At 41.6% G+C, this 5,067-nt stretch carries 2 protein-coding genes; both read right to left on the reverse strand.

What is annotated here, in order from left to right; genetic code table 11:
* Window positions 1-116: 116 nt before the first annotated feature.
* A complete protein-coding gene (gene pgmB / locus VB654_RS24470) occupies window positions 117-3,044 on the reverse strand; it encodes a beta-phosphoglucomutase (protein WP_323216437.1) in 2,928 nt (975 codons plus the stop codon).
* Window positions 3,045-3,087: 43 nt separating this feature from the next.
* Window positions 3,088-5,067: sucrose synthase (locus VB654_RS24475; RefSeq protein ID WP_323216438.1), on the reverse strand; the 1,980-nt coding region annotated here is incomplete at its 5' end.

A 5,067-nucleotide genomic window follows, 5' to 3' on the forward strand; every position in this document is an offset into this window, starting at 1 on the left:
TTAAGATATAGTTAGTGACTTGCTGAGGAATATTTCTCATTGATTGGAGTATTTCCTGTGTTCTTCCTGATTTAGACATAAAATCGTCTCCCTTAATCTGTATTTATCTGTGTTCGTTAATTTTTCTGTGCCACAGCTGCCCTCAATTGATCTTGCAACTCTGACCATTTCACACCTGCTAAACTAGGCAAAACAACATGGGCTGCACCCACGCGTTCTGAGGGACCTATACCTACAGCCCACATCCCAGCCGCTAAAGCAGCTTCTACACCCGCCGCCGCATCCTCAAAAACTACACATTGCTCTGGTGGTACTTCTAATTGCTGGGCTGCATAGAGAAACAGGTCAGGGGCTGGCTTCGGTTGTTGTACACTATAACCATCTGCGATCGCATCGACTTGATCAGCAATTCCCAAACGTTCTACAACCACCTGGGCATTCTTACTGGCTGAACCAATGGCAATTTTAATGCCTTTTTCTCGCAATTCATCCAATAAAGCGATCGCACCTGGTAACACATCCTTGGGTGTAATATTTTCAATTAGCTGCACATAGTAGGCATTTTTACGCGCCAACATTTCCTGAATCTTTGACTCTGAAAATCTTTTATTCTTAATAATCATCATCAGCGAAGCCCGGCGAGATATCCCCCGCAACGCTTCATTAGCTTGCCGATTAAATTCTATACCTTCCTCATCTGCTAGTTTCTGCCAAGCTTGATAGTGATATTCTGCTGTATCTGTTAACACTCCATCTAAATCAAATATCACCCCTTGGATCTGAGAAGTGTGAGAAGATGAAGGCGCAAATAAGATAAATCCTTTGTTACTTTCCTCCTGGGTAATTTGGGGACGTAAATCAAACTCATGCCATTTACCACGCCAGTGCAGTTTAAACTGCAAACGTGTCCAGTCTTGGGGCAAATGAGGGTTAGCCACAGGGCGACTGTCCCTTAGTTTAATCCCACCAAAACCAAACACCACAGCTTGCCAAATTCCCCCAGCATTAGCCCCGTGAATCCCATCGGCAGCGTTACCTCGGACATCTTCGAGATCCACCATTGCTGCTTGCATAAACCGTTCGTAAGCCTCAGCCGACTTGCCTAAATCTGAGGCTAAAATCGCATGGATAGCAGGGCCAAGTGATGAACCATAAGTAATATCAGTGCGGGGTGCGTAGTAATCCCAATTTGCTTGTAATGATTTTTGATTGTAGGGAAAATCGCCTAATTCCCGCATCAAGTACAACAACATCAATACATCTGGTTGTTTGAGTACCTGCAACTTATTGGTTTTTTCTATACCCAAAATCCCTTGCATCGAGCGAGTGCGTGGTTCATAGTCGTTCCAGTTAACATCTTCCAACTGGAAAAACTCCTCAAACTGTTCAATTAAACCCGTTTCAGCGTCGTAAGGAATCCAAAGTTTAGCAACAATATCTTCCCAGTGGGTTTTAATTTCAGCCGTGAGTTGTAATTTATCCTCTAATTCCTGAGCTCGTTCTGGGAAATTTTGATGCAGCCAATCATCAACTACCAAAGCTTTTTCTAAATGCCATTGTACTATCCGATTAGTAAAGGTATTATTGTGGACAAACTCGTGATATTCATCTGCCCCAATCACCCCCCGAATTTCATAGCGGTCTTGTTCAGAATTAAACTCAACTCGACTATTCCAAAAAATAGCAGTATCTAAAATAATCTCAGCACCGCATTTTTGCATCCATTCATCATCACCAGTTGCTTGCCAGTAATACCAAACAGCATAAGAAATATCTGAACTAATGTGAATTTCATGATCACGACACCAAATTCTGATATCTTCACCGTAAAAATCGCTAGGAAGTGACCACCGTGGTGTAACTTCATCCCCTGTAACCGCACTTTCCCAAGCATACATCGCCCCTTGATAACCATAATGGGATGCCTTGCGTCGCGCACCATTTAAAGTGTGATAGCGATAACTTAATAAATTCCGGGCTAAAGCAGGTTGGGTAAAAATAAAGAATGGCAGAATAAAAATTTCTGTATCCCAAAAAATATGACCACGGTAGCCAAACCCCGAAAGAGTTTTAGCGGGAATGCTGACTTTCTCATCATCCTTCGGCGCAGCAATTAGCAGTTGAAACAGATTGTAACGTACAGCAAAAGCCGCTTTACTATCACCCTCAATCAAGATATCGCTATAGTGCCAAACCTCATTCCATGCTTGGGCGTTAGCTTGCAGCAAAGTGATATAGTTTGGCAATTGCGCGAGTTTTGCTTGAGCTGCTGGGACTGCTTGGGAAACATCCCTTGAGGTAAAAACTGTTACAGTCTTCTCTACTGTCACCGTCTGCTGTGATGTCGCAAGGAAGGTTGCAGTTATAGTAGGATAGCCAGGGGCAGTATGCACTTGTAAAGCTGTCTCAGTTCCCGATATTGCTACCCTCGCTGCCATGCCAATATCAATCCGAGAACCGCGAGTCCGGCTATGTAACCAGATTCCTGCTTCGGTTTTACCTTGGTCGATTGCTTCCCAGTGGTTAAAACCCTGATTTTCTGGGTAGCCGTTAATACTAACCTGAATTTCGATCATCCCATCAAAATCTACAGGCGTTACTTGGCAGCGCTGCCCTAATACGTGCTGGTCAGCTAAACTGGCAAAGCGTTCAAAGTAAATATCTATAATTTTTTCACTGGGACTGCACCAACGCACAGAACGACTGAGAATTCCTTGACGCAGGTCAAGTTGTCTATCATACCGCAATATCTCTCCCTGATCGAAACGGAATTTGTCGCCATTTATACTAATTACCAATGGCAACCAGTCGGGACAATTGGCCAGTTCTGTATAAACTACAGGCACATCATCATAGACACCGTGAATAAAAGTCGCTGGTAATGCACGAATATAACCTTCCTCAAAACTGCCCCGTGTTCCCAGGTAGCCGTTGCCGATTGTAAAGACAGTTTCTCTTGAATGCAACTCGTCAGAGTCAAATTGAGTCTCAATTAATATCCAATCTGTATAGATAAAATGGTTATTAGGACTGTTTTTATTCATCGCGCATCCCTTAGCTAAATTCAAAATTAGCAATGAAAATGTATTAATTGTTCATGACAACAGAATATTGCTGATGTTGTTCTAAAATCTTTTGGGATCTGGGTTTGAAAATCAGATGAAATAGAGTTTCTAAGTAAAGATGTTTGGCTGCGTTATTTTCCGGGACTGCGAAATTCCAAAAGCTAAATATTTTCGCCAGCAATAGTATTTGACTGGTGTGTAAATCCCAATTATATTTATTCAGAATTCGCTGGCTCATTCTTTGGGAAACTTCTTGCCATTGTTCGGGTTGAGTATCACATTTTTCAATGAAACTCAAAATTTTCTGCGCTGTTCCTTCTAAGTCTGTAGGATTAATATGAAATTCATCTTCTCGTTCTTCGATAATTTCTAAAGCACCACCAAATTTAGTGACGAAAGTTGGCAAGCCGGAAACCATAGCTTCTAGAATGCTGCGTCCAAAGGCTTCAAAGCGGGCAAAGTGGACATAAATTCCCCTAACATCAGCAACTACTCTGTATGCTTCTCCCAGTTCATGGCTAGGAAGGCGCATTCCTATACAGCGAATCTTACCGTGGAGATCATACTGATTAATTATGTCGTGGAGTCTTTGAATTTCCTCAGCTTCTTTGGGGTTTTTAGCTTGATTTATATGAAGTTTAGTGGTGATGAAAATCAGGTTACAATGCTCTTGTAAGTCCCGACTTTTTGCAAAACATTCTGCCAGTCCCGTGAGATTTTTAACTGAAGTGATGGGCGCGACAGTGAGGATTGGGCGCTTTTTTGGGTTATCTAGTTTCCCAAGTATTTGGAAATGTTCACGAGCAAAAAGTAACTGATCTACTTCGGTGGTAAGTTCCCTATTTCGCCGAGATTTTTGGCTATAAGGAAAAAAGATATTTTCGCTAACTCCCGGCGGAACCATGTTAAATTTAGGACTAAATAAATCAATTCCGTTAATCACATGATATAGCTCAGGCATGGTAAAACATTTGTAAGACTCGTATTGACCGATTGTGTCTGGTGTGCCGACTATTTCTTGATAAGATGAAGTGATAATAAAGTCAGCAGCATTCATGCTAATTAAATCGGCGGTAAATTGTGCTGAGAAGTGATAATGATCTTCTAAGTTTTGCCAATACAAGTTACTAAATAAGTGTTTGGGTTTTTCTAAAGAATGGGCTATATTGCATTGGGTAACTTTCAGGCTGCGGGAAATCAGGGAGGCGACTAAATTACCATCGCTGTAGTTACCTACAATTAGATTTGGACAACCTTTAAATTGAGTTAAAAGTTCTTTCTCTGCATCTTGAGCGAATGTTTCTAAATAAGGCCAAATCTCATATTTAGAAATCCAATTGTTGGTAATATTAGGATTAAATTTCCCAAAGGGAACGCGTAATATCCAGGCATTTTCTGTATCATGGATTTTTTCTAACTTTAAATTACATTCTGTACCTTCGCAGTTAGGAATAAGTCTGGTGAGAATAATTACATGGGGTTTAATGCCTATTAAGTCAAGACCAGCAAGTTTAATTTCTGCTTGGAGTTTATTTTCTAAGCTGCGGGCTTGTTCAAGGACATAAATTACTTGTCCGAGTGTTTCATCTCTACCTAAAACATCTTGTTGACCAACCCAACCGTGAATGGAGACAAGGGCGACGCGGAAAATGGCAGGAACACGGGCGACGAAGGCTTCTAAAATGGCGGGTTGGGGACTATCAATGAGTTGTTCTAAAAGTTCTAAGGTTTCGGATATACGCCCAGATGTGTTACCCCAACCCGGTTCAAAACCAAGTTCTTGGAGGTAAGGGCGAAAATTGGCGTATGGTTCTTCCGGGGGGCGTTGATTGAGAAATTTTAGGGCTTGCTTAATTTGTTTAACTAGGTGAAGACCAGAGGGAATGCGATCGCTAATTAGTAGGGGTTTTTGATCATAAGTCAGTCGATATAATGCTTGAAATAACACCTCTAGCCAATAATGGGTGTCAGTCAACAGTTGATCGCACAAGTAGCGATTGAG

The organism is Nodularia sp. UHCC 0506 (genome assembly GCF_034931045.1).
In the GTDB taxonomy this organism is placed as follows: Bacteria; Cyanobacteriota; Cyanobacteriia; order Cyanobacteriales; family Nostocaceae; genus Nodularia.